This is a genomic window from Streptomyces sp. GL_141 (assembly GCF_057834385.1).
Genome location: NZ_CM174402.1, coordinates 5,798,421 through 5,821,332 on the forward strand (window position 1 = coordinate 5,798,421; position 22,912 = coordinate 5,821,332).

Annotated in this window: 23 protein-coding genes and 1 pseudogene; 9 read left to right on the forward strand and 15 right to left on the reverse strand. The window is 71.1% G+C overall.

Going from position 1 to position 22,912, the window contains the following annotated elements:
• Nucleotides 1-694 precede the first annotated feature (694 nt).
• Nucleotides 695-1,645 carry a GTPase Era gene (era, locus tag AC3IX6_RS25655; protein ID WP_374213701.1) on the forward strand — a complete coding sequence of 317 codons (951 nt, stop codon included), beginning with the start codon at nucleotides 695-697 and terminating at the stop codon, nucleotides 1,643-1,645.
• Nucleotides 1,646-1,671: 26 nt separating this feature from the next.
• Here the strand turns inward: era and AC3IX6_RS25660 are convergent, their stop codons facing one another.
• From AC3IX6_RS25660 to AC3IX6_RS25675, 4 genes are all read right to left on the reverse strand, one after another.
• Nucleotides 1,672-2,343 carry a class I SAM-dependent methyltransferase gene (locus AC3IX6_RS25660; protein ID WP_489364963.1) on the reverse strand — a complete coding sequence of 224 codons (672 nt, stop codon included), beginning with the start codon at nucleotides 2,341-2,343 and terminating at the stop codon, nucleotides 1,672-1,674.
• A 182-nt stretch (nucleotides 2,344-2,525) separates the two neighbouring features.
• On the reverse strand, nucleotides 2,526-3,347 hold the full coding sequence (locus AC3IX6_RS25665; protein ID WP_489364965.1) for a GNAT family N-acetyltransferase: 822 nt from the start codon (nucleotides 3,345-3,347) through the stop codon (nucleotides 2,526-2,528).
• An 81-nt stretch (nucleotides 3,348-3,428) separates the two neighbouring features.
• A complete protein-coding gene (locus AC3IX6_RS25670) occupies nucleotides 3,429-3,698 on the reverse strand; it encodes a protealysin inhibitor emfourin (RefSeq protein ID WP_489364967.1) in 270 nt (89 codons plus the stop codon).
• 24 nt (nucleotides 3,699-3,722) lie between these two features.
• Complete coding sequence (locus AC3IX6_RS25675) at nucleotides 3,723-4,778, reverse strand: M4 family metallopeptidase (RefSeq protein WP_489364969.1); 1,056 nt, start codon at nucleotides 4,776-4,778, stop codon at nucleotides 3,723-3,725.
• A gap of 375 nt (nucleotides 4,779-5,153) precedes the next feature.
• On the opposite strand from AC3IX6_RS25675, the gene leuA reads away from it, so the two are divergent.
• Complete coding sequence (leuA, locus tag AC3IX6_RS25680; protein ID WP_489364971.1) at nucleotides 5,154-6,917, forward strand: 2-isopropylmalate synthase; 1,764 nt, start codon at nucleotides 5,154-5,156, stop codon at nucleotides 6,915-6,917.
• 79 nt (nucleotides 6,918-6,996) lie between these two features.
• Here the strand turns inward: leuA and AC3IX6_RS25685 are convergent, their stop codons facing one another.
• On the reverse strand, nucleotides 6,997-7,455 hold the full coding sequence (locus AC3IX6_RS25685) for an SDR family NAD(P)-dependent oxidoreductase (protein WP_489364973.1): 459 nt from the start codon (nucleotides 7,453-7,455) through the stop codon (nucleotides 6,997-6,999).
• A gap of 209 nt (nucleotides 7,456-7,664) precedes the next feature.
• On the opposite strand from AC3IX6_RS25685, the gene AC3IX6_RS25690 reads away from it, so the two are divergent.
• The 5 genes from AC3IX6_RS25690 (at nucleotide 7,665) to AC3IX6_RS25710 (ending at nucleotide 12,942) form a co-directional block, all read left to right on the forward strand.
• The gene (locus AC3IX6_RS25690; protein WP_243334707.1) at nucleotides 7,665-8,360 is read left to right on the forward strand and encodes a TerB family tellurite resistance protein; all 696 of its coding nucleotides are present in this window, start codon (nucleotides 7,665-7,667) and stop codon (nucleotides 8,358-8,360) included.
• Between the two features lie 786 nt (nucleotides 8,361-9,146).
• Nucleotides 9,147-10,640 (forward strand): nucleobase:cation symporter-2 family protein, encoded by a 1,494-nt coding sequence (locus tag AC3IX6_RS25695; protein WP_489364975.1) that lies wholly within the window; start codon nucleotides 9,147-9,149, stop codon nucleotides 10,638-10,640.
• Nucleotides 10,641-10,773: 133 nt separating this feature from the next.
• On the forward strand, nucleotides 10,774-11,520 hold the full coding sequence (gene recO / locus AC3IX6_RS25700) for a DNA repair protein RecO (protein ID WP_489364977.1): 747 nt from the start codon (nucleotides 10,774-10,776) through the stop codon (nucleotides 11,518-11,520).
• 11 nt (nucleotides 11,521-11,531) lie between these two features.
• The gene (locus AC3IX6_RS25705) at nucleotides 11,532-12,353 is read left to right on the forward strand and encodes an isoprenyl transferase (protein ID WP_489364979.1); all 822 of its coding nucleotides are present in this window, start codon (nucleotides 11,532-11,534) and stop codon (nucleotides 12,351-12,353) included.
• Nucleotides 12,354-12,375: 22 nt separating this feature from the next.
• Nucleotides 12,376-12,942, forward strand: a complete 567-nt coding sequence (locus AC3IX6_RS25710; RefSeq protein WP_489364981.1) for a YcxB family protein — start codon at nucleotides 12,376-12,378, stop codon at nucleotides 12,940-12,942.
• A gap of 9 nt (nucleotides 12,943-12,951) precedes the next feature.
• On the opposite strand, the gene AC3IX6_RS25715 is transcribed toward AC3IX6_RS25710, so the two are convergent.
• From AC3IX6_RS25715 to AC3IX6_RS25730, 4 genes are read right to left on the reverse strand one after another with little or no spacing between them, the layout of a single operon-like run.
• On the reverse strand, nucleotides 12,952-13,383 hold the full coding sequence (locus AC3IX6_RS25715; protein ID WP_356515456.1) for a Fur family transcriptional regulator: 432 nt from the start codon (nucleotides 13,381-13,383) through the stop codon (nucleotides 12,952-12,954).
• 59 nt (nucleotides 13,384-13,442) lie between these two features.
• Entirely contained in the window at nucleotides 13,443-14,309 is an 867-nt protein-coding gene (locus AC3IX6_RS25720; protein WP_489364983.1) for a metal ABC transporter permease, read from the reverse strand.
• Nucleotides 14,309-15,100, reverse strand: coding sequence for a metal ABC transporter ATP-binding protein (locus tag AC3IX6_RS25725; RefSeq protein WP_489364985.1), 792 nt, complete (start codon nucleotides 15,098-15,100; stop codon nucleotides 14,309-14,311). Before AC3IX6_RS25725 ends, AC3IX6_RS25720 begins: the two co-directional genes overlap by 1 nt.
• A gap of 35 nt (nucleotides 15,101-15,135) precedes the next feature.
• Nucleotides 15,136-16,134 carry a metal ABC transporter substrate-binding protein gene (locus AC3IX6_RS25730; RefSeq protein ID WP_489364987.1) on the reverse strand — a complete coding sequence of 333 codons (999 nt, stop codon included), beginning with the start codon at nucleotides 16,132-16,134 and terminating at the stop codon, nucleotides 15,136-15,138.
• A gap of 156 nt (nucleotides 16,135-16,290) precedes the next feature.
• Here AC3IX6_RS25730 and AC3IX6_RS25735 point away from each other — a divergent pair, with 156 nt between their 5' ends.
• On the forward strand, nucleotides 16,291-17,673 hold the full coding sequence (locus AC3IX6_RS25735; protein ID WP_489364989.1) for a glycine--tRNA ligase: 1,383 nt from the start codon (nucleotides 16,291-16,293) through the stop codon (nucleotides 17,671-17,673).
• A 440-nt stretch (nucleotides 17,674-18,113) separates the two neighbouring features.
• Here AC3IX6_RS25735 and AC3IX6_RS25740 read toward each other — a convergent pair whose 3' ends face one another.
• The 5 genes and pseudogenes from AC3IX6_RS25740 to AC3IX6_RS25760 form a co-directional block, all read right to left on the reverse strand.
• On the reverse strand, nucleotides 18,114-18,707 hold the full coding sequence (locus AC3IX6_RS25740) for a TetR/AcrR family transcriptional regulator (protein ID WP_489364991.1): 594 nt from the start codon (nucleotides 18,705-18,707) through the stop codon (nucleotides 18,114-18,116).
• 21 nt (nucleotides 18,708-18,728) lie between these two features.
• A complete protein-coding gene (locus AC3IX6_RS25745; protein ID WP_489364993.1) occupies nucleotides 18,729-19,763 on the reverse strand; it encodes an aldo/keto reductase in 1,035 nt (344 codons plus the stop codon).
• Nucleotides 19,764-19,876: 113 nt separating this feature from the next.
• Nucleotides 19,877-20,143 (reverse strand): annotated as a pseudogene (locus AC3IX6_RS25750) (MarR family winged helix-turn-helix transcriptional regulator); the annotation flags it as partial.
• 24 nt (nucleotides 20,144-20,167) lie between these two features.
• Nucleotides 20,168-20,443 carry an SRPBCC family protein gene (locus AC3IX6_RS25755; protein WP_489364995.1) on the reverse strand — a complete coding sequence of 92 codons (276 nt, stop codon included), beginning with the start codon at nucleotides 20,441-20,443 and terminating at the stop codon, nucleotides 20,168-20,170.
• Nucleotides 20,444-20,469: 26 nt separating this feature from the next.
• Nucleotides 20,470-20,814: a DoxX family protein gene (locus tag AC3IX6_RS25760; protein ID WP_489364996.1), complete on the reverse strand. Its 345-nt coding sequence runs from the start codon at nucleotides 20,812-20,814 to the stop codon at nucleotides 20,470-20,472.
• A gap of 90 nt (nucleotides 20,815-20,904) precedes the next feature.
• Here AC3IX6_RS25760 and AC3IX6_RS25765 point away from each other — a divergent pair, with 90 nt between their 5' ends.
• Nucleotides 20,905-21,360, forward strand: a complete 456-nt coding sequence (locus AC3IX6_RS25765; RefSeq protein ID WP_489364998.1) for a MarR family winged helix-turn-helix transcriptional regulator — start codon at nucleotides 20,905-20,907, stop codon at nucleotides 21,358-21,360.
• Between the two features lie 80 nt (nucleotides 21,361-21,440).
• Here the strand turns inward: AC3IX6_RS25765 and AC3IX6_RS25770 are convergent, their stop codons facing one another.
• Entirely contained in the window at nucleotides 21,441-22,904 is a 1,464-nt protein-coding gene (locus AC3IX6_RS25770) for an MFS transporter (RefSeq protein WP_489365000.1), read from the reverse strand.
• Between the last annotated feature and the right edge of the window lie 8 nt (nucleotides 22,905-22,912).

Sequence of the window (22,912 nt, forward strand, 5' to 3'; positions counted from 1 at the left end):
CGACGCGTACAACACCGCCCGCGACGGCGGCTTCGCCCTGCGCGGGCCCGAGGAACCGCGCACCGCCACCGGCGCCTGGACCGCGCTGGCGCGGGAGCGGATCACCGTCCCGGCGAAGACGGCGGTCGACGTCGGCTTCACCCTCACCGTCCCCGACCGGGCCGAACCCGGGGACCACCCCGGAGCCGTCGTCGCCCTGGAGGACCGGCCGAGCGCCGCCACCGGGGCCATCGCCGGACAGGGGATAGGGGTTCAGCAGGCCGTCGCCGCCCGCGTCTACCTCCGGGTCACCGGCCCCACCGCCCCCGCCCTGGCCGTCGAGGAGCTCCGCACCGCCCGTCGCGGCGCGGCCGGCGCGGAGATCTCGTACACGCTCCACAACCTCGGCAACGTCACCCTGCGCCCCCGAGCCACCCTGACCGCCTCCGGGGCGCTGGGCCGGGGGCTGGTCTCCCGCCCCCTCACCGGCCTGCCCGCCGAGCTGCTGCCCGGCCAGCGGGTCCGGCTCACCGCCCGCTGGGCGGACGTGCCCGCCCTGGAATGGGCCGAGGTCGCGGTGGTGGCGCGGGCCGACGGGGCGGCCGCCCGGGCCACCGCCGGACACGCCGCGCACCCCGCCCTGAACGGCCTGCTCGCGGCCGCTCTCGCCCTCGTGGCGGCGGTCTGGTCGGCGCTGGGAGCCGCATCGGGGAGAATGGCCCGTATGAGCGATCGTTCCCCCGAGACCACCAGCCCGCACCGTGCGGGCTTCGCATGCTTCGTCGGCCGTCCCAACGCGGGGAAGTCGACCCTGACCAACGCGCTCGTGGGTACCAAGGTCGCGATCACCTCCAACCGGCCGCAGACCACCCGCCACACGGTCCGCGGCATCGTGCACCGCCCCGACGCCCAGCTCGTCCTGGTCGACACGCCCGGCCTCCACAAGCCGCGCACGCTGCTCGGCGAGCGGCTGAACGACGTGGTGCGCGCGACCTGGTCCGAGGTCGACGTGATCGGCTTCTGCCTGCCCGCGGACCAGAAGCTCGGCCCCGGTGACAAGTTCATCGTCAAGGAGCTCGCGGGGATCAAGAAGACCCCCAAGATCGCCATCATCACCAAGACCGACCTCGTCGAGTCCAAGGTGGTGGGCGAGCAGCTCATCGCCGTGCACCAGCTCGCCGAGGAGCTGGGCTTCGAGTGGGCCGAGATCGTCCCCGTCTCGGCGGTCGGCGACACCCAGGTCCAGCTGCTGGCCGACCTGATCGCGCCGATGCTGCCGAAGAGCCCGCCGCTGTACCCGGAGGGCGACCTCACCGACGAGCCCGAGATGGTGATGGTCGCGGAACTGATCCGCGAGGCCGCGCTGGAGGGCGTACGGGACGAGCTCCCGCACTCCATCGCCGTGGTCGTCGAGGAGATGATCCCCCGGGAGAACCGCCCGGCGGACCGTCCGCTGCTGGACATCCACGCCAACCTCTACATCGAGCGGCCGAGCCAGAAGGGCATCATCATCGGCCCGAAGGGCGCCCGCCTGAAGGAGGTCGGGATGAAGTCGCGCAAGCACATCGAGGCGCTGCTCGGCACCCCGGTCTTCCTCGACCTGCACGTGAAGGTCGCCAAGGACTGGCAGCGCGACCCCAAGCAGCTCCGCAAGCTGGGCTTCTAGACGGGGGCGGGCGGGCTCCCAAGGTTTTAGGGAAGCCGCCGCACCTTCAGCGCATTGTCCGTACGGGTCCCGGGCCGGCCGTCAGGCTGGTTCTGGACCCGTACGTGTTCCTCCGCCAGCAGCACCTCCCAGGCGCCGGCCTCCAGTTCCAGCTGGGCGAGGACCTGGTCCGGGGTCGGGAAGTCCACCTCGGGGCGGTCCTCCTGCCAGGACGCCCAGCCCGCGTGGCCGACGACGAGCAGGATCCCGCCGGGGGCCACGGCCGCGGCGGCCCGGCGCAGGATCCGCTCGCGCGGGAACTCCCCGAAGGTGTGCAGGAAGCAGGCGGAGACCAGGTCGTACGCGCCCGCCGGGAAGGACTCAGCGAGGTCGTGCCGCTCCCACGCGGTGCGGTCCGCGACCCCGGCGTCGGCGGCGTGGGCCGCCGCCCGCTCCAGGGCGACCCCGGAGATGTCCGTCCCGGTGACGCACCAGCCCTGCCGCGCGAGCCACACGGCGTCGCCGCCCTCTCCGCAGCCGAGGTCCAGGGCCCGGCCGGGAGCGAGCGGGGCGGCCTCCCGGGCCAGCACGGCGTTGGCCTCGCCGCTCCAGATCCTCTCGCTCTCGCGGTAGCGGGAGTCCCAGAACTCCTCGCCCGCGAAGCCGCCCGCGACGTCGCTCTCGGGGGAGTGGGGGGCGTGGTCGTGCGCGTGCGCCATGGCGGTCTCTTTCCGGTCGGTACGGGTCCGGGGACCGGGTCCCCGCGCCTCCGATGCTCCGCCCGGACCTCCGTGCTGGCCAAGCGCCCTTGCCGTTCCCGCAAAAAACGGGGTCAGAAATTGCGCGGGCCGCACCCGGCCGCACCCGGGCCGACCCCCGGCCCGTCAGCGCGGCCGGCGGATCACAGCGGCCGGTCCGCGATCAGGGCCGTGCCCACGGGGCGGAAGCCGAGGCGGGCGTAGAGGCGGGCCACGTCCTCGTCTCCCGCCGAGAGGAAGACCGTGCGGGCTCCGCGGGCCAGGGCGTCGGCGACCAGGGCCGCCGTCACCGCGAGGGCCAGGCCCTGGCGGCGGGCCGACGGGAGGGTGCCGACACCGACCACCTCGGCGACGTCGCCGACCGGGACGTACTGGCCGGAGCACAGGACCTCGCCGTCGCGCACGGCCGCGGCCAGCGCGGTGCGGCCCGACTCGATCATCCCCGCCACCCGGATCCGGCGGCCCTCCGAGGCCGGGTCCTGCTCCGCCACCGCGAGCTCCGCCGGGCCCGCCTCGCCCACCGTGGTGCCGGGAGCGGCGAAGGCCAGCATCGGCACCGTCACGGCCGGGCGCAGCAGCGGGTCGGCCGCGCCGAGCACGCGTACGTCCGGATGCGCGGGGAGCCGTACCGCCGAGGGGTCGAGGACCATCAGTGGATGTGCGTGCACGCTCAGCCCGGCGGCCTCCGCGGCGGCCCGCAGGGAGGGGGTGGTTTCGGCCACCCACTCGAAGGCCTCGGGGATCCGCAGCTCCCGCTGCCGGGCCAGCACCTGTTCGACATCGGCCGCCGAGACGCCGTCAGCCGAGGCGGCGCCGAGCGTGGGCCGCGCGTAGTACGGCCAGCCGTCGCTCTCCTGGACGAACAGGGTCAGCGGGCCGAAGTCCTCGGCCCGCGCACCGCCCGCCCTGGGTGCGGTGTCGTAGTAGCGCTCGAGCTCGGGCAGGCAGTCGGAAGGCGTGATCATCCGGCCATCCAAGCAACCGGGACGCGATCGGGCACCTTCTTTCCGGCGGCCTCCTCGGGCAGCTTCCTTCAGGCGCCTCCTTCAGGCGCCTTCCTTCAGAACCCGCGAGATCAGCGAGCGCTGCGCGTCGGACAGGTTCGGGTCCCGGCAGAGCACCGTGTGCCCGTCCACCGTGATCCGGTACGAGAAGCCGTCCCGGATCCGGTCCGCCGGATCGCCGGGCGGGCCGGGTCGCAGGGCCAGCTGCGCCAGCGCCTGCCACTCGTCCGCGTCGGGCAGGCTTGAGGTGTCCACCTCGCCCCGCCGCTCGATCCCCGCGAAGCCGCCCGTCCGCACCACCTGAATCCGCATGACCGCCCTTCTACCCCACGCCCGCTACCCCAAGCCGACCGTCGACCACGCCTTCTGCAGCGCCTGGTGTTCCGCGCCGCCGTCGCCGTACCGGGTGACGGCCGCGGCGGTCGTCAGGGCGGCGAACCGGGCGAAGTCCGCCTTCGGGCCCAGCTCCCCGCCGATCAGGGTGTCGTACCAGATCCGCCCGGCCCGCTCCCAGGCCTTGCCGCCGAGCTCGGTCGCGACGAGGTAGAAGGCGTGGTTGGGGATGCCGGAGTTGATGTGCACCCCGCCGTTGTCGCGGGAGGTGCGGACGTAGTCGTCCATGGTCGCGGGCTGCGGGTCCTTGCCGAGCTCGTCGTCCTCGTACGCCGTTCCGGGCGCCTTCATCGACCGCAGGGCGAAGCCGCTGTCCACGGAGGGACCGAGGAGTCCGGCGCCGATCAGCCAGTCGGCGTCCCCGGCGGTCTGGTCGAGGGAGTACTGCTTGATGAGGGAGCCGAAGACATCGGACACGGACTCGTTGAGCGCGCCGGACTGGCCGTAGTACTCCAGGTCGGCGGTGTGCTGGGTGACCCCGTGGGCCAGCTCGTGCCCGATGACGTCCACGGACACGGTGAAGTCGAGGAAGAGGTCCCCGTCGCCGTCGCCGAACACCATCTGGCTGCCGTCCCAGAAGGCGTTGTTGTACAGCCGGTCGTAGTGGACGGTGGCGTCCAGCGGCAGCCCCGCGTCGTCGATGGAGTGGCGGCCGAAGGCCTTGAAGAAGAGCTCGAAGGTGGCCCCGAGCCCGGCGTAGGCACGGTTGACGCTGGCGTCCTGGCCGGCGTCCTCGCCCTCGCCGCGCACCTTCTTCCCGGGCAGCCGGGTCCGGTGCTCGGCGTCGTAGATGGTCCGCTCGGGGGTCTCGGACGGAGCGTCCCCGGCGGGCGGGAGCACCGTCATCAGCCGCCGGACCCGGTGCGAGGCGTCGAGTTCGAGGGTCCGCCGCGCGGCGGCGGCCCGGGCGGGGTCCTCCGACCGGGCGATCTTGTCCAGGAGGTGCGGCGGCACCACGGTGCAGAAGACGGGGTGGCGGCGAGCGAAGAAGGCATCCATGCCCGGCAATGTGGCAGTGCGTGACGGCCGTGTCACTAGCCGCGACCATGATTCATTCGGTCGTCTGAAAGTGTTCGCGGCGCATTGACGGATCAACCGGACATCGGGCCGGGCGGGCAACGGTAAAGAGGCTTAGCTCACAAAGGGTGCAAAACGGACCTGCGGGTCTTGCATACTGAAACAGGTCCCGCATTACGGGGCGGCTCGGTTAGGCTCGGCCCATCATGCGTTTCGGGCTGCTCCTCCTTAGCTGCCGCGGCGAGGGCCTGTAGTCGTAGGCCGACCCCCTCCCCGCGGAGTTTGGTGTTGCGGTTTTGCGACCGTCCGTCGGCCGTCCCAGCGAACTACACGCGGACACGCGAGGAGCCCTACGCCATGAGCCAGCACACTTTTGTCGGTCGCCCCACGCCCATCACGAACGCGACCCACACCCAGAAGCCCTCCGGGATGCCCATCCACAAGTACGGCTCGTACGAGCAGGTGGACATCCCCGACCGCACCTGGCCCGAGGCCCGCGTCACCAAGGCCCCCCGCTGGCTGTCCACGGACCTGCGCGACGGCAACCAGTCGCTGATCGACCCGATGACCCCCGCCCGCAAGCGCGAGATGTTCGACCTGCTGGTGCGCATGGGCTACAAGGAGATCGAGGTCGGCTTCCCGTCCTCCGGTGAGACCGACTTCAACTTCGTGCGCTCCATCATCGAAGAGGGCGCGATCCCGGACGACGTGACCATCTCCGTACTGACCCAGGCCCGCGAGGACCTGATCGAGCGGACCGTGGAGTCGCTGGTCGGCGCCAAGCGCGCCACCGTGCACCTGTACAACGCGACCGCGCCCACCTTCCGCCGGGTCGTCTTCCGCGGCTCGAAGGAGCAGATCAAGCAGATCGCCGTCGACGGCACCCGCCTGGTCATGGAGTACGCGGACAAGCTGCTGGGAGCCGACACCGTCTTCGGCTACCAGTACAGCCCGGAGATCTTCACCGACACCGAGCTGGACTTCGCCCTGGAGGTCTGCGAGGCCGTCTGCGACGTGTGGCAGCCGTCCGAGGGCCGCGAGATCATCCTGAACCTGCCCGCCACCGTGGAGCGCTCGACGCCCTCCACCCACGCGGACCGCTTCGAGTGGATGGCCCGCAACCTGACCCGCCGCGCGCACATCTGCATCTCCGTGCACCCGCACAACGACCGCGGCACCGCCGTGGCGGCCGCCGAGCTGGCCCTGATGGCCGGCGCCGACCGCATCGAGGGCTGCCTGTTCGGGCAGGGCGAGCGCACCGGCAACGTCGACCTGATCACGCTGGGCATGAACCTCTTCTCGCAGGGCATCGACCCGCAGATCGACTTCTCGCAGATCGACGAGATCCGTCGCACCAGCGAGTACTGCAACCAGATGGAAGTCCACCCGCGCCACCCCTACGCGGGCGACCTCGTCTACACCGCCTTCTCCGGCTCCCACCAGGACGCCATCAAGAAGGGCTTCGACGCCATGGAGGCCGACGCGGCCGCCCAGGGCAAGACCGTCGACGACATCGAGTGGGCGGTCCCGTACCTGCCCATCGACCCCAAGGACGTCGGCCGCTCCTACGAGGCGGTCATCCGGGTCAACTCGCAGTCCGGCAAGGGCGGCATCGCGTACGTCCTGAAGAACGACCACAAGCTGGACCTGCCGCGCCGCATGCAGATCGAGTTCTCGCGGATCATCCAGGCCAAGACCGACTCCGAGGGCGGCGAGGTCACCCCGGCCGCGATCTGGAACGTCTTCCAGGACGAGTACCTGCCCAACCCCGAGAACCCGTGGGGCCGCATCCAGCTGCGCTCCGGCCAGACCACCACCGACAAGGACGGCACCGACACGCTGACCGTCGAGGCGGTCGTGGACGGCGCGGAGACCGTGCTGGACGGCACCGGCAACGGCCCGATCTCGGCCTTCTTCGACGCGCTGGCCGGCATCGGCATCGACGCCCGCCTGCTGGACTACACCGAGCACACGATGAGCGAGGGCGCCTCCGCCGTCGCCGCCTCGTACATCGAGTGCGCGATCGACGGCCGCGTCCTGTGGGGCATCGGCATCGACGCGAACACCACCCGCGCCTCCCTGAAGGCGGTCATCTCCGCCGTCAACCGCGCGGGCCGCTGACCGTTCGTCCGTGAACCCCGCTCCTCCCTTCCGGAGGGGCGGGGTTCCGCCGTTTCCGGTCGGCCGTTTCCGGGCGGCTTCAGCGCGCCAGGTAGCCGCCGTCCACGGGCAGGACGACCCCGGTCACGAACGAGGCCGCGTCGGAGGCCAGGAAGGCGATGACGCGGGCCACCTCCTCCGGTTCGCCGAGCCGGCCCATCGGGTGGGCCGCCGTGACCTCCTCGAGGTACTCCGGCCCGCCCGGCTCGTCCGTCAGCGCGAGCACCCGCTCCGTACGGATGGTTCCGGGGGCCACCGCGTTGACCCGGATCCCGTGCGCCGCCCACTCCACCGCCAGGTGCTTGGTCAGCCCCGGGGCCACGAACTTCGCCGGCCCGTACGCGGCCTGCCGGGCCTGCCCGGCTGCGTGCAAGGCCTCCAGGCCGCGGCCGTTGACGTCGGAGGCGGTCACCCGGGCTCCGGAGCGGGCCAGCAGCAGGGCCGTGGCCCGGCCGATGCCGCTCGCGGCGCCGGTCACCAGACAAGACTTCTCGTTCATGCGGCCGAGCGGATGGAAGCCGGGGGGCGGCCGCGGGCAACGGGCGCGCAGGTGGGGCCGGGTGCGGGGCCGGATGCGGGCAGGGGCGCAGATCGGCCAAGTACGGCGGCCGGGCGATGTTGTCTTGTCACACGACTGACGCATCCTCACCGATGTGGCTAACATCACGCCAACCCGGCGATGTTGCCGGAAGGTTACGGAGGTGCGACGTGCTGCCAGTTCGGGGTGGGGACGGCCGGAAGCTGACGGTCTGGGGTATCCGCACCACCTGGAGCACCGTGGGGGACGGGGAGTTCTTCTGCCCCGACTGCGGTGGCGACCGCAATTACCGCCGGCGCACGGGACGCCGCCGCTTCACCGTCCTCGGTGTGCCGCTGCTGCCCCGCGGGCAGGCGGGCCCCGTCGTCGAGTGCCAGGGCTGCCGCGAGCGCTTCGGCACCGAGGTCCTGGACCACCTCACCACCACCCGCTTCTCCACGCTGCTGCGCGACGCCGTGCACACCGTGACCCTGGCCGTGCTGGCCGCCGGCGGGACGGCCTCGCGCAGTGCGCTGGAGGCCGCCGTGGGCGCCGTACGGTCCGCCGGGTTCCAGGACTGCACCGAGGAGCAGCTGGAGTCCCTCGTCGACGGGCTGGCCGCCGAAGAGGGGCGGCTCGGGCTCTACGACGGCCCCGACTGCTACGGCGCCGCGCTCTCGATCGAGCTGCACGAGGCCCTGGAGCCGCTGGCCCCGCACCTGGCCGGCCCGGGCCGCGAATCGATCCTGCTGCAGGGCGCGCGCGTCGCGCTGGCGGACGGCCCGTACATCCCCGCGGAACGCGAGGTGCTGGCGACCGTGGGCGCGGCGCTGCGCATCGACGCGGACGAGGTCGCGCGGCTGCTGTCGGCGGTCCGGGCGCCGTAAGGCCCGGACCGGCCCCGTACGGGCCCGTGCGAGGTCTCGTACGGGCCTTCGTGCGGTCCCGTACGAGCCTCAGACGGCGCTCCGCTCCAGGACGAGGGCCGGGACCTCTTCGGGCCGGGCTCGGTGATCGCGCTGCTGGAAGGCGCCTTCATGCCGTGCCGCGCCCACCGTCGGACGGACCCGGTGATCGCCGCGGCGACGGCGGCTCACACCATCGTTTCGGCCGCCCTGGCGGTTTCGGACGGGGCCGCGTCTCACGGTGTGGGCGAAAACGGCACAATCCGAGATAACGATCGGGCCTCGCACGCCCGATTCGGAGATCCTTCCGCGTGCTGTGAACCGCGGAGGCGCGCCATCCGTACGGGGTGTTTCCGCCAGGTGGACGGACGGAGCGGAGCCTTCTTCTTTGCGTGGCCGAACGGCCTGCGGAGTGTTAACCCGCACGTCACCGGGTACGGCCTTCGCGTTCGTGCAGCGGGAAGCGCCGGTTTCGCGAAGCGTTGGCCATAGACGACACCGAGGGTCTCCGCCACTGGAGAAATCTCCAGATCCTGCCCGCCGCAGGGTCAACATTTTGTAGAAGCCGACGATATCTGTGAGCGGCCCCACAGGCGTTCAATTCCGGTCACACGAGGAGACGCCGCCGGTAACACCGCGGAGCTTCGATTCACGTGGACGCAACGACAACCCTGACGGATCAACGGGCTAACGACCCACTTCGCCAGGGACAACCCGCTTCCTTCAGCTTCCTCTCAGTTACCTACCTCATTGAAGGGCAAGGCAGAGATGGCACGTGTCGCCGCACCGCTTTCCGCCACCGGAAAGCAGAGCACGCACCCGGTCGACGAGGTGCTCCCCCTCCCCAAGCTCGCGCTGTACGGGTTCCAGCACGTACTCGCGTTCTACGCCGGTGCGGTGATCGTTCCGATCATCGTCGGTGGCGCCCTCGGGCTCTCCGCCGAGCAGCTGGTCTACCTGATCAATGCCGACCTCCTCACCTGCGGTATCGCCTCGATCATCCAGGCGTGGGGCATCGGCAGGATCGGGGCGCGGCTGCCCCTGATCCAGGGCGTCACCTTCACCGCGGTGTCCCCGATGATCGCCATAGGTCTCGGAGCGGGCGGCGGGACGGCGGGCCTCCTCGTCATCTACGGCGCGGTCATCACGGCCGGTATCGCCACCTTCGCCTTCGCCTGGCTGCCTCCCCAGGCCTTCCGCATGATCATGCGGCTGTTCCCGCCGGTCGTCACCGGCACGGTGATCACGGTCCTCGGCATCGTGCTGATCCCGGTCGGCCTGAACGACGCCGCGGGCGGCCTCGGCAGCCCCGACTTCGGTGACCCGAAGCACTTCGCCTACGCCGGCGGCACGATGCTCTTCATCCTCATCCTGATGAAGCTCGGCAAGCCGTTCCTCAACAGCATCTCCATCCTGCTCGGCCTGGTCGGCGGCACCGCCGTCGCCTTCCTGCTCGGCGACGCCAAGTTCGGCAACGTGAGCGACTCGGACTGGATCGGCATCACCACGCCGTTCTACTACGGTGCCCCGAAGTTCGAGTGGTTCCCGATCGTCCTGATGCTCATCGTCATGCTGATCACCATGGTCGAGACCACCGGTGACACCTACGCCGTCGGCGACATCGTCGGCAAGGACATCGACAGCGAGACCGTGGCCCGCGCCCTGCGTGCCGACGGAGCCGCGACCGCCCTCGGCGGTGTCCTGAACTCCTTCCCCTACGTGGCCTTCGCGGAGAACGTCGGCCTGGTCCGCATGACCAAGGTCAAGAGCCGCTTCGTCGTGGTCGCCGCGGGTGTCTTCATGATCGTGCTCGGTCTGCTCCCCAAGGCCGCCGCGATCGTCGCCGCGGTCCCGCACGGAGTGCTCGGCGGCGCCGCGACCGTGATGTTCGCGATGGTCGCCCTGGCGGGCATCCAGACCCTGGCCAAGGTCGACCTCAAGGAGGAGAAGAACGCGCTCATCGTGGGTGTCTCCCTGGCCTTCGCGCTGCTCCCCGCCACCGTGCCGGTCCTCTTCAAGGACCACATGGACGCGGACCTCTCCTCGCTCCTCAACAGCGGTGTGACCCTCGGTGCCACGGCCGCCATCGTCCTGAACCTGATCTTCAACGGTCTGGGCAAGGACGATGCACACGGCGCCCAGGCCGAGGCCCCTGCGGCCGACGCCCCTGCGGCCGACGCCGCGGCGTCGGACGACGAGCCCACGGCAGCCATTCCGGCCCAGTCGGGCGAGGGCGAGCCCGCCCCGGCACCGACTGCCTGATCCTCCCAAGGGGTGTCCCCCGCCGGGCCTCGTGCCCGGCGGGGGACGCTGCCGTTCGGGGCCGGGCGTCCGGGGAGCCGGTCCTGCCGTCCGGGGAGTCCGTCCTGTCGGTGCGGTACGGGACAATGAGCCCATGAGTCTGTTCCGCGACGACGGCATCGTGCTGCGCACCCAGAAGCTGGGTGAGGCGGACCGCATCATCACGCTCCTGACCCGGGGCCACGGCCGGGTCCGGGCCGTCGCCCGCGGCGTCCGGCGCACCAAGTCCAAGTTCGGCGCCCGGCTGGAACCTTTCTCCCACGCCGACGTGCAGTTCTTCTCCCGCAGCGGCGAACTGGTCGGCCGCAGCCTCCCGCTCTGCACGCAGACCGAGATCATCGCCCCGTACGGCAACGGCATCGCCATCGACTACGCCCGCTACACCGCCGGCACCGCGATGCTGGAGACCGCCGAGCGGTTCACCGACCATGAGGGCGAGCCCGCCGTACAGCAGTACCTGCTGCTCGTCGGCGCCCTGCGCACCCTCTCGCGCGGCGAACACGCCCCGAACCTCATCCTCGACGCCTTCCTGCTGCGCTCCCTCGCCGTCAACGGCTACGCGCCCAGCTTCGAGGACTGCGCGAAGTGCGGGATCCACGGCCCCAACCGGCACTTCTCCGTCGCCGCGGGCGGGGTCATATGCGGCGACTGCCGCGTCCCCGGCAGCGTCGTACCCTCGTCGGAGGCCATCGCCCTGCTCAGCGCGCTGCTGACGGGCGACTGGGGACATGCCGACGCGTGCGAGGCGCGTCACGTGCGGGAGGGAAGCGGGCTGGTCTCGGCCTACTTGCACTGGCATCTGGAGCGCGGACTACGCTCCCTTCGATACGTCGAGAAATAGGAGCTGGGCACATGGCACGACGCGGGATTCTGGGACGCTCTCGCCGGGAGTACAAGGTTCCCGAGCCGCACCCGTCCGGTGAGCGCCCGCCGAAGATCCCCGGCGACCTGATCCCGAACCACGTCGCGATCGTCATGGACGGCAACGGCCGCTGGGCCAAGGAGCGCGGGCTGCCGCGCACCGAGGGCCACAAGGTGGGCGAGGGCGTCGTACTCGACGTGCTCAAGGGCTGCCTGGAGATGGGCGTCAAGAACCTCTCCCTGTACGCCTTCTCGACGGAGAACTGGAAGCGCTCGCCCGACGAGGTGCGCTTCCTCATGAACTTCAACCGCGACGTCATCCGGCGCCGCCGCGACGAGATGAACGAGCTGGGCATCCGGATCCGCTGGACCGGCCGCATGCCGAAGATGTGGAAGTCGGTCGTCCAGGAGCTCCAGGTCGCACAGGAGCAGACCGTCGACAACGACGCGATGACCCTGTACTTCTGCGTCAACTACGGCGGCCGCGCCGAGATCGCGGACGCGGCGCAGGCCATCGCGCGCGATGTGGCGGCGGGCAAGCTGGACCCGTCGAAGGTCAACGAGAAGACCTTCGCCAAGTACATGTACTACCCGGACATGCCGGACGTGGACCTCTTCCTGCGCCCGAGCGGCGAGCAGCGCACCTCCAACTACCTGCTCTGGCAGAGCGCGTACGCCGAGATGGTGTTCCAGGACGTCCTGTGGCCCGACTTCGACCGCCGCAACCTCTGGCAGGCCTGCTACGAGTACGCCCAGCGCGACCGCCGCTTCGGCGGGGCCGTCCCGAACCAGGGGGAGCCGGGCACCGCCTGACCTGCCACTAGGATCCCCGCTCATGGAAGCAATGGGCGGGGACCAGTCGTATCCGATACGAGAGCCGGCGCCGGCCGGGCAGCCGGTCGAGCTGCGCTATACGCCGACGGTGGCGGACATGGCAGAGGCGCTGCGCGCCCGCCACCGGACTCCGGCCGGGCGCCGTCAGCGCCTGCCGTGGCTCGTCACGGGCCTGCTGGGACCCGTCCTGGCCGCGGCGCTGATCGTTCTGGACGGCGGGGTGGCCCCCCTGACGACGGCGCTGATCGCGGTGGTCGTGTTCAGCTGGGTGTTCGTGTTCTCCGGCCACCGGATCATGGCCCGGGCCTACCGGGGCGTCCTGGACGCGGCGGGGGACTGCCGGGCCGTCGCCGACGGCGATGGTGTGGCCTGCAACGGCTCCAAGGCCTCCAGCCACCACCGGTGGACCGCTCTGGCCCACTACGCCGAGACGCCGACGCACTTCGCGGTGTTCTCCGGCGACAAGCAGGCGCTGACAGTGATGGTGCTGCCCAAGCGGGGCCTCGCCGACCCCGCGGACGCGGACCGGCTCCGAGCGCTCCTGGACCGGAACCTGAAGCAGGTCTAGGCGCGAGCGCTAGGCCGCGGCCGCCGCGCAGTCCGCGCAGGTGCCGAAGATCTCCACCGTGTGGGCGACGTTCACGAAGCCGTGCTCGGCGGCGATGGCCTCCGCCCACTTCTCCACCGCCGGACCCTCCACCTCGACGGCCTTGCCGCACTTGCGGCAGACCAGGTGGTGGTGGTGGTCCCCGGTGGAGCAGCGCCGGTAGACGGACTCGCCGTCGCTGGTGCGCAGCACGTCGACCTCACCGGCGTCCGCGAGGGACTGCAGGGTGCGGTAGACGGTGGTCAGCCCCACGGAATCCCCGCGGTGCTTGAGCATGTCGTGGAGTTCCTGGGCACTGCGGAACTCGTCCACCTCGTCCAGCGCCGCCGCGACGGCGGCCCGCTGTCGGGTGGATCGTCCTCGTACTGGCGCGGTGTTCATCTCGCCAGGCGCAGTCGCCACCGGTTCCTCCTCGTCTCGGGTGCGGCCCATTGTGCCAGGCGGCCGACTGCCCGAGGTCTTCAGACCTTTGCGTCGTCCCGCGTACAGACTTCTTCGGCGGCGCGGGCGGCCCTGGCGCGGCGCCGGGCCAGGGGGGTGGACAGGGCCGTCATCACCATGAAGACGGCGATGGCGAGCAGCACGATCGTGCCGCCGGACGGTGCGTCGATGTAGTAGGTGGCGGCCGTGCCGGACAGCGAGACGAGCACGCCGATCACCATGGCCACCGTCAGGGTGGCGGTGAACCCGCGGGTCACGCGCTGGGCGGCCGCGACGGGGATCACCATCATGGCGCTGACCAGCAGCAGGCCGACGATGCGCATCGCGACGGTGACGGTGACGGCCGCGGTGACGGCCATCAGCAGGTTCAGGAAGCGCACGGGCAGGCCGGTGACCCGGGCGAACTCCTCGTCCTGGCAGACCGCGAACAGCTGGCGGCGCAGGCCCAGGGTGACGGCGACGACGAACAGCGCGAGGATCACGACCGCGGTGATGTCCTCGGCCGAGACCGTGGTGATGGAGCCGAACAGGTAGCTGGTCAGGTTGGCCGTCGAGCCGCCCGGAGCCAGGTTGATGATCATGACGCCGCCGGCCAGGCCGCCGTAGAAGAGCATGGCCAGCGCGATGTCCCCGCTGGTCTTGCCGCGGGAGCGGATCAGCTCCATGCCGACCGCGCCGATGACCGCGACGAGGGTGGCCATCCACACCGGGCTCGTGTTGAGCAGGAAGCCGAGCGCGACACCGGTCATCGCCACGTGCCCGATGCCGTCGCCCATGACGGCCTGGCGGCGCTGCACGAGGTACGTGCCGATCGCGGGGGCCGTGATGCCGACGAGGGCGGCGGCGATGAGGGCCCGCTGCATGAAGGCGTAGTCGAGGAGGTCCATCAGCTCAGCAGTCCCGTCCGGAGCGGCTCGGCGTCGTGCGCGGAGTGCGGGTGTACGTGGTCGTGGCCGGGCAGCGCGTGCTGGCCCAGGGCCTCCGGGGGAGGGCCGTCGTGCGTGACGCAGCCGTCGCGCAGGACGACGGCGCGGTCGATGAGCGGCTCCAGCGGGCCCAGCTCGTGCAGGACCAGCAGCACGGTGGTGCCGGCGGCGACCTGGCTGCGCAGGGCGTTCGCCAGGACCTCCTGGTTGGCCAGGTCCACGCCGGCCATCGGCTCGTCCATGATCAGCAGCTCGGGTTCGCCGGCGAGCGCACGGGCGATCAGGACCCGCTGGTGCTGGCCGCCGGAGAGGGCGTTGACGGAGGCGTCGGCGTGGGAGCCCATGTCGACCAGGTCCAGCGCGCGCTCCACGGCGGCCTTGTCGGCCTTGCGCAGGAACCCGAAGCGGGTGCGGGCGAGCCGGCCGGCGGAGACGACCTCGCGGACGGTGGCGGGGACCCCGCTGGCGGCGGTGGTGCGCTGGGGCACGTAGCCGATGCGCGACCAGGCGCGGAAGCGCTTGAAGTCGGTGCCGAAGAGGGAGAGGGCGCCGTCGCTCAGCGGGACCTGGCCGACCACGGCGCGGACGGCCGTGGACTTGCCGGAGCCGTTGGCGCCGAGCAGGGCGACGACCTCACCGCTGCGGACGGTGAGGTCGATGCCGCGCAGCACGGGGCGCGAGCCGAGCGAGGCCGTGGCCCCGCGCAGGGATATGACGGGCTGGTCCAGCGCCTGCTCGGGCTTGGACTCCATGGCTCGCGCCTCCGATGCCGCTACTGCTGTTGCCATTACTTGGTGCCGAGTGCCTTCTGGAGGTTCTTCAGGTTGGCCCGCATGACCTCGAAGTAGTCAGCGCCCTGGGACTTGTCCGTGATTCCCTCCAGGGGATCCAGGACGTCGGTCTTCAGGCCGGTGTCCGCCGCGAGGGTCTTGGCCGTCTTGTCGCTGGCCAGGGTCTCGAAGAACACCGTCGACACATTGTCCTGCTTCGCGAGGGCCTGCAGCTCCTTCATCCGGGCCGGGCTGGGCTCGGACTCGGGGTCGACGCCGGAGATGCCCTCCTGGTCGAGGCCGTACCGCTCGGCGAGGTAGCCGAAGGCGGAGTGGGTGGTGATGAAGGTCTTGGAGGCCGTGTTCTTCAGGCCGTCCTTGAACTCGGTGTCGAGCGCGCCCAGTTTGGCGACGAGGTCGTCGGTGTTCTTCTTGTAGTCCGCCGCGTGGTCGGGGTCGGACTTCTCCAGGGCCGCGCCGACGCCCTTGGCGATCTCCGCGTACTTGACCGGGTCGAGCCAGACGTGCGGGTCCTCACCGGCTTCGCCGTGGCTGTGGTCGTGGCCGTCGCCCGCCGGCGCCTCGGTGTGGCCCTCCTCGGCGGCCGCGTCATGACCGTCATGGCTGGAGGTGCCGTGCACCTCCAGCTGGGTGAGGGTGCCGGCGTCGACGATGTTCTTCACGCCGGACTGGGCGACTGCCTTGTCGACGGCGGGCTGCAGCGTCTTGAGGTAGAGGACGACATCGGCCTCGCCGAGCTGCGCGGTCTGCTTCGGGGTGATCTCCAGGTCGTGCGGCTCGACCCCGGGCTTGGTGAGGGTGTCGACCTTCACGTGGTCCTTGCCGATCTGCTCGGCGAGGAACTGCATCGGATAGAACGACGCCATCACGTCGAGCTTGCCGTCCTTGGCTCCGGCGGCTCCGGCCGTCCCCGAGCAGGCGGTGAGGGCCGTGGCGGCGAGAGCGACGGTTGCGGCGAGGGCGGCGGTCGGTATGAGGCGTCGTCGTACGTTCATGACATCCATTTTCATCAAAGATGGAAACGATTGTCAAAAACCCTGGTGGGAGGGGTGTGGAGGGCCCGTGGACAGGGGTCCCGATTTGAAAGGGGGGGTGCGGGCGCCGGTAACCTTGAGGCTTCGCCGTTCGTCCTCGTAAATGAAGAGAGCACCGTGGCCGCCGACAAGATCGAAACCATCGTCAGCCTGAGCAAGCGCCGTGGCTTCGTTTTCCCGTGCAGTGACATCTACGGCGGCTCCAAGGCCGCCTGGGACTACGGCCCGCTCGGTGTCGAGCTCAAGGAGAACATCAAGCGCCAGTGGTGGAAGGCGATGGTCACCGGACGCGAGGACATCGTGGGCCTCGACTCGTCCGTGATCCTGGCTCCCGAGGTCTGGGTGGCCTCCGGTCACGTCGGCACCTTCTCGGACCCGCTGACCGAGTGCACCTCCTGTCACAAGCGCCACCGCGCCGACCACCTGGAAGAGGCGTACGAGGCCAAGCACGGCCGCGTGCCCGCCAACGGTCTCGCGGACATCAACTGCCCCAACTGCGGCGTGAAGGGCCAGTTCACCGAGCCCAAGCAGTTCTCCGGCATGCTGGAGACCCACCTCGGCCCGACCCAGGACACCGGCTCCAAGGCGTACCTGCGCCCCGAGACCGCCCAGGGCATCTTCACCAACTTCGCCCACGTGATGACCACCTCGCGCAAGAAGCCCCCCTTCGGCATCGCGCAGATGGGCAAGTCCTTCCGCAACGAGATCACCCCCGGCAACTTCATCTTCCGCACCCGCGAGTTCGAGCAGATGGAGATGGAATTCTTCGTCAAGCCGGGCGAGGACGAGCAGTGGCAGGAGTACTGGATGCAGGAGCGGTGGAACTGGTACCGCGACCTCGGCATCCGCGAGGAGAACATCCGCTGGTACGACCACCCGAAGGAGAAGCTGTCCCACTACTCGAAGCGCACCGCCGACATCGAGTACCGCTTCAACTTCGGTGGCAATGAGTTCTCCGAGCTCGAAGGCGTGGCCAACCGCACCGACTTCGACCTCAAGGCCCACTCCGCCGCCTCCGGCTCGGAGCTCGTGTACTTCGACCAGGAGACCAAGGAGAAGTACACCCCGTACGTCATCGAGCCGGCGGCCGGTGTCAACCGCGCCATGCTCGCCTTCATGCTCGACGCGTACAACGAGGACGAGGCTCCCAACGCCAAGGGCGTCATGGAGAAGCGCACCGTGATGCGCCTCGACCCGCGCCTGGCCCCGGTCAAGGTCGCCGTCCTGCCGCTGTCCCGCAACGCGCAGCTGTCGCCGAAGGCCAAGGGCCTCGCCGCCGACCTGCGCAAGTACTGGAACATCGAGTTCGACGACGCGGGCGCCATCGGCCGCCGCTACCGTCGCCAGGACGAGATCGGTACGCCGTTCTGCGTCACCGTCGACTTCGACACCCTCGACGACAACGCGGTGACCGTGCGCGAGCGCGACACCATGAAGCAGGAGCGCGTCTCCCTGGACCAGATCCAGACCTACCTCGGCAGCCGCCTGCTCGGCTGCTAGGTTCCGCCGCTCGAACGGCCGTGGCCCGGTGCGCATCGCGCACCGGGCCACGGCCGTCTCGCGAGCCGGCTACGCGGGTGCCGGACTGCCGGCCACTGCTGCTGCCGCCGCGGCCGCGGCCCTGGCCTCGCCCTCGGCCTGGGTGCGCTTCGAGAACCGGATGGTCCAGGAACAGACCCGTCACCCCCGAGTCCTTGATGAGCAGGGCGCGCGCCGAGTGCGTTCCGATCAGCGCGACGAGGGCGGTGATCACCAGGAAGACCAGGGTGACCACGGCGAATTCGTCGACCTTGCGGCGCCAGGCGAGGTGGACGATGGAGTCGACCCCTGGAACGGACCTGATGGTGTGGGGCAGGGGGAACGTAGGAACACGGCAGGTGTGCGGCAAGGGCCCGACGCCCCAAATGATGATCAAGCTGTCGGAGCGGCCGGTTCCCCGCCTAGGCGCGCAGGCCCCGGATGACCAGGGCGGTGACCGCCTCGAACTCGGCGGTGATGGTCGGCGTGAGCCAGTCCGCCGCGTACTGCGGATCGTGGAAGCGGCCGGTGGCGTCGAACACCGCGCGCGCGGCCGCCGGTACGTCGGGCGCGCTGAGCGATCCCGCCGCGACACCCTCGCCGATGATCCGGGACAGCTGCTCGATCAGCTCGGTCAGGTGCTGCTCCACCACGCCGCTGTTCTCGTCGAGCAGCGCGAGGTAGGTCGCGAACAGCTCCGGGTCGTCACCCGCCTTGTGGCGCTTGGCCTCGAACAGCGCCTCCAGCCAGGACTCCAGCTTGGAGGGGGCGGGCTCGGCGGGGGCCGAGGCGATCTCCTCCAGCATGACCACGCTCTTGGCGAGCCAGCGGTTCGTGACGGCCTCGCGCAGCGCGGCCTTCGACGGGAAGTGCCGGTACACGCTGCCGTGGCTGACGCCTAGGGCGCGCGCCACGTCCACCACGGTCGCCTTGGTCGGGCCGAAGCGGCGCAGCACTTCCTCGGTGGTTGCGAGGATGCGCTCGGGGGTGAGGGGCTCGGCGGCTGCGGGGGGCATGAGTACGACCGTACAGCCGGATCAGTGCTCGCTGTCCAGGTGGGCCATCTGGGCCGCCGGGTACCGCTCGCCGGCGGCCGCACCGGCCGGGACCGCGTCCTCGATGGCGGAGAGGTCGGCGGGGGTCAGGGTGACCTGAAGGGCGCCGAGCGCCTCGCCGAGCCGGTCGCGGCTGCGGGCACCGACCAGGGGCACGATGTCCTCGCCCCGGGAGAGCACCCAGGCGATGGCCGTCTGGGCGACGGTGACGCCCTTCTCGTCGGCGACCTTGCGCAGGGCGTCGACCAGGTCGAGGTTCCGGTCGAGGTTGCCGCCCTGGAAGCGCGGGCTCATCCCGCGGAAGTCGCCCGGAGCCAGCGCCCGGTCGCGGGTGAAGTGGCCGCTGATCAGGCCGCGGGACAGCACCCCGTACGCCGTGACGCCGATGCCGAGCTCGCGGGCGGTCGGCAGGATCTCCTCCTCGATGCCGCGCGAGATCAGGGAGTACTCGATCTGGAGGTCGGCGATCGGAGCCACGGCGGCGGCCCGGCGCAGCGTGTCCGCGCCGACCTCGGAGAGCCCGATGTGCCGGACGTGCCCGGCGGTGACCGCCTCGGCGATCGCGCCGACGGTCTCCTCGATCGGCACGTCGGGGTCCACCCGGGCGATGCGGTAGACGTCGATGTGGTCCCGGCCGAGCCGCTGGAGCGAATAGGCCAGGAAGTTCCTGACGGCCTCCGGCCGCCCGTCGTACCCGGCGAAGCTGCCCTCGACCGTGCGCAGGGCGCCGAACTTCACGCTGGTCAGCGCCTTGTCGCGGGCCGCGGCGGGGGTGGTGCGCAGGGCTTCGTTGATGAGGAGCTCGTTGTGCCCCATGCCGTAGAAGTCGCCGGTGTCCAGGAGGGTGACCCCGGCGTCGAGGGCGGCGTGGATGGTGGCGAGGGACTCCGCCCGGTCGGCTTCGCCGTAGAGGGCGGACATCCCCATGCAGCCCAGCCCCAGCGGGAAGACGCCGGGTCCGGTGCTGCCGAGCGTGCGGGTGCCGGTCTGCGGGGTGGTGCTCTGGTTCGTCGTCATGGAACGAGAATGGCATGACGGCTGACAGATTTCAATATCTGTCACTCGTTCGTGCAAGGAAGCCCCGCCCGCAAGGCGGACGGGGCTGGAGGGGGAAGGGGGAGGGGTGCGGGTCAGGACTCGGGGTGGGCCAGGCGGCTCGGCAGGGTGACGGCGTCCCCGCGCGGGACCGGCCGGAAGAACTCCTCGTCGACCCCTTCGACGGCGGCGATCGCCCGCGGCGCCGGCTCGGCCCCGGCCGCGGTGACGCGCAGCCGCTTGGCGCGGGTGTCCGCCGGATCGACCTCGCGGGCGAGCAGCCCCTTCTGTTCCAGGGTGCGCACCACCTGGGAGGTCATCTTCACGTCGGTGCCCGCCTGGCGCGCCAGCGCCTGCTGGTTGGAATCCGGGGCTCTCGCCGGGGGTCAGGGGCATCGGCCCTGGGCCGTCCGGACCAGTGCGGCCATGGTGTCGGGCCAGTCCGCCGTGATGGCCGGGCCGATCTCCGGGCCCGCCTCGGCGGCGCCCCCGCCGCTGATCTCCATCCGGTACACCACGCGGCTGAGCGCCGGGCCGAGCCGGTCGATCCGGTGGGTGGTCCGCAGGACCAGGCCGGCGAAGCGCGCCTCGTCGACGAACATCTCGCCCTCGGTGACCTCCGCGACGAGCAGTTCCACCGGGTCCTGGCCGGCCGGGGTCATGGCGATCCCGGCGCCCGCCGCGAGGGTCAGGCCGCCGCGCGCAGGATCAGGGCGGCCAGCGCGACCAGGGCGAGGACGGCCGCGGGGGCGAAGTCGTAGTCCTTCGCGCGCAGGTGGGTGACGATCGCGCCGAGGAAGTAGAGGGTCACGCCGATCGCGGCGGCGATGCCCAGCGGGGTCAGCCACAGGCCCGCGACCAGGCCTATCGCGCCGGCCGCCTTCAGGGTGGCCAGCCGCGGGAGCCAGGAATCGGGCACTCCGACCTTCCCCATGCTCTCCGTGATCGCGGGGTTGCGCTGGAGCGTGAAGGTCGCGGACGCGGCGAGGGCGAGGGCGAGCAGTCCGGCGACGACGGCATAGGCGATGAACATGATGGGCTCCAACGATCGGCGATGTAGAACCATTGAATACCATCAACGATCGACGGGGCGCAATCATTTCCCGGTTGTTACGATGTGGACATGACGGCGCCTCAGGACCCCACGCACCCGCCGCAGCGGCTGGGCATGCTGCTGGCCTGGCACGGATCGGTCACCCAGACCCGCATGAAGAAGGCGCTCAGCGCCGCCGGACTCACCCCGCGCCACGCGATGACCCTGACGCACCTGGACGGCGGTCCCATCGGCCAGCGCGCGCTGGCCGAGCGGCTGGAGGTGGACCCGAGCGTGCTCGTCGGGATCCTCAACGACCTGGAGGGCGACGGACTCGTCGAGCGCCGCCGTGACCCGGCCGACCGCCGCCGCCACAACGTCGCCATCACCGACGCCGGCACCACGGCCCTCGCGAAGACGAACGCGGCCCTGGACGCGGTGGAACTCGGACTGTTCGCGCACCTCTCGGACCGGGACCAGGAAGCGCTGCGCGGCCTGCTGGACCGGATCGACTCGCACGCCGACGACTTCGCCTGCGGCGAGTAGGCGAGTAGGCGAGTAGGCGGGCAAGCAGGCAGGGCGGAAGCGCAGGCGGCCACGCACGCACGTGCGCAGCCGCCCCCGGCTCAGTGCCGCGGTGCGGCGCCGCCCGTACGCGCGAGGTCGGACTGCGGCTCCAGGGCGCGGGCCGTGCGCAGGGCCGTCCCGCGGGCCCAGCTGCCGCTGGTGGCGAAGCCGACGCACAGGACGAGCAGTCCGCAGACCGTGATGATCCACCAGGCGGGCCGGGCCGCGGCCACGAACGCGGCGGCGGAACCGGACCCGCCCGCCATCCCGGCGGCCAGGACCGCGCCCACGATCGCCACGCCCAGCGCCCCGCCGGTCTGCCGGCTGGTGGAGGCCACCGCGGCGGCCACGCCGGCCTGGGCGCGGGGCATCCCGGAGACGGCGGTGTTGGTGATCGGCGCGTTCACCAGGCCGAACCCGATGCCGAAGAGCACGTACCCGCAGAACAGCATCGGCGTCGAGCTCTCGGCCGAGAACGCCGCGAACAGCAGCCCGCTCGCCCCCATCGTCACGCCCGCGACCAGCAGCGGGAGCCGCGGTCCCCGGGTGGCGACGAGCCGTCCCGACACGGGGGCGCAGAGGAAGGCGAAGGCCGCCATCGGCAGCATGTACAGGCCGGCGTCCAGGGCGTCGAGGCCCCGTACGTCCTGGAGGTACAGGGTGTTCAGGAACAGGAACCCGGACAGCGCGGCGAAGGCGCTGACCGCGATCACCGTGGCCCCGCTGAAGGGGGCGCTACGGAAGAACCGCGGGTCGATCAGGGGCTCCGCCCGCCGTGACTCGTAGGCCAGCAGGCCGGCCAGGGACGAGGCGGCGACGAGCGCGCAGCCCAGGATCAGCGGGGAGCGCAGTCCGGCGGCGGGGGCCTCGATGATCCCGAACGTGACCGAGCCGAGCAGCCCCATGACCAGCAGCTGCCCGACCGGGTCGGGGCGGCGCGGGTGGTCGGCCCGGGACTCCGGGATGTAGCGCAGGGTCAGGACGAGGGCGAGGATCCCGACGGGGAGGTTGATCCAGAAGATCGACCGCCAGCCGACCGAGTCCACGAGCAGCCCGCCGATCAGCGGGCCCGCGGCCATGGAGATGCCGACGACCGCCCCCCAGACACCGATGGCGCGCGCCCGCTCGCGCGGTTCGGTGAACGTGTTCGTGATGATCGACATGGCGACCGGGTTGAGCATCGAGCCGCCGACGGCCTGGATCATCCGAAAGGCGATCAGCCAGCCCAGGCTCGGGGCGAGCGAGCAGAGCACCGAGCCGGCGGTGAAGAGCACGACGCCGGCGGTGAAGACCTTGCGGCGGCCGATCCGGTCCGCGGTGGAGCCGGCCAGCATCAGCAGCGAGGCGAGGACCAGCGTGTACGCGTCGATCGTCCACTGCATGCCGGCCACGGAGGCGTCCAGATCGCGGCGCATGGAGGGGAGGGCGACGTTCAGGACGGTGTTGTCGAGACTGACGATGAGCAGGCTCATGCAGCAGATCGTCAGGATCAGCAGGCGCCGCCGCTGGGTCAACTCGCGCATGATGCCGA